Source organism: Elusimicrobiota bacterium (assembly GCA_040757695.1).
GTDB lineage: Bacteria > Elusimicrobiota > UBA8919 > UBA8919 > UBA8919 > JBFLWK01.
In genome coordinates this window covers 1-1,207 of sequence record JBFLWK010000243.1, presented here as the reverse complement: position 1 = coordinate 1,207, position 1,207 = coordinate 1, and the positions used below count along the sequence as shown (strand labels likewise).

1 protein-coding gene is annotated in these 1,207 nt (G+C 34.3%); it reads left to right on the top strand.

The window, feature by feature from the left end; all coding sequences use genetic code 11:
• Positions 1-129: 129 nt before the first annotated feature.
• Positions 130-1,068 (top strand): tRNA (adenosine(37)-N6)-dimethylallyltransferase MiaA, encoded by a 939-nt coding sequence (gene miaA / locus AB1349_14500; protein MEW6558536.1) that lies wholly within the window; start codon positions 130-132, stop codon positions 1,066-1,068.
• Positions 1,069-1,207: the final 139 nt, after the last annotated feature.

Below are 1,207 nucleotides of genomic sequence, written 5' to 3'. Positions count from 1 at the left end.
AGTTCATATACAGCGTGACTTGCTCGTCTTAGCTCCACATATTACATTATACAAAATTTGGCAAAATTTGTCGGTCGCCTTCATCCCCGCAGCAAGCTGCGGGGTATTCGGCGACATTTAAATAAAACTATGAAAAATGTGATTGTGATTACAGGACCTACTGCAACAGGGAAAACAGAATTGGCAATCAAATTAGCAAAAAAAATAAACGGTGAAATTATTTCCGCAGACTCCAGACAGGTCTATAAATATTTTAATATCGGCACGAACAAGCCTACCAGAAAACAACTTTCTGAAGTGCCACATCATTTAATAAACATTGTAGAACCAACAGAGCAGTTTACTGCAGGCGATTTTGTAAGGTTAGCAAACAAAAAAATTAAACAAATTTTTAAGTCTAGGAAACAGCCTATAATAGTCGGTGGAACAGGATTTTATATTAAGGCACTTATTGATGGGTTGATAAAAGTTCCAAAAACAGATAAAAAATTAAGATTGGAATTGAGAAAGACATATAAAAGAAAAGGGCTGAATTATTTATGTAAGCAATTAGAAAAATTGGATCCTGAGACTGCCGAAATCATTGATAAAAAAAATCCAGTACGGGTTTTACGGGCACTGGAAATATATTTTCTAACAGGTAAAAAAGTTTCAGAATTAAAAAAAGAGATATGTAGTAGTCGGCGTTTAAACGCCGACTACAATTTCTTAATTTTTGGACTTAAAACACCGCGACAAAACTTACACAAGTGTGTAAATAGCCGCGTAGAACAAATGATCTATAATGGCTTGATTGATGAAACTAAAAAACTAGTAAAAAAATACTCATCCAAAAATCCGATTCTGCAGTTAACAATTGGGTATCAAGAAATTATTGGCTATCTTGATGGCAGATATTCTAAAGCAGAAGCAATACAACTAATTAAACAACATACACGTCAGTATGCAAAACGACAGATGACTTGGTTTAAGAAAGAAAAAAAAGTGTGGGGGATTGTCTGGATAGACATAAAAAATAACCCGACAAAAAAAATCTTGAATTACTTTAAAAAATCTGATATAATTTAATGTACAGGAATTTCAATGACATACTCCCCGCAGCAAGCTGCGGGGTATCTTAAAAGTCAAGTTTTAACTGGCGTCTGTCTTCTTCTGCTCTTTGATATTGGATGTATTTCTGTATAGTTTGTGCAGTTACTTTGTCGCC

Excerpts from the sequence above, each read along its gene's own strand:
- miaA (MEW6558536.1), top strand. The coding sequence starts at position 130 with ATGAAAAATGTGATTGTGATTACAGGACCTACTGCAACAGGGAAAACA.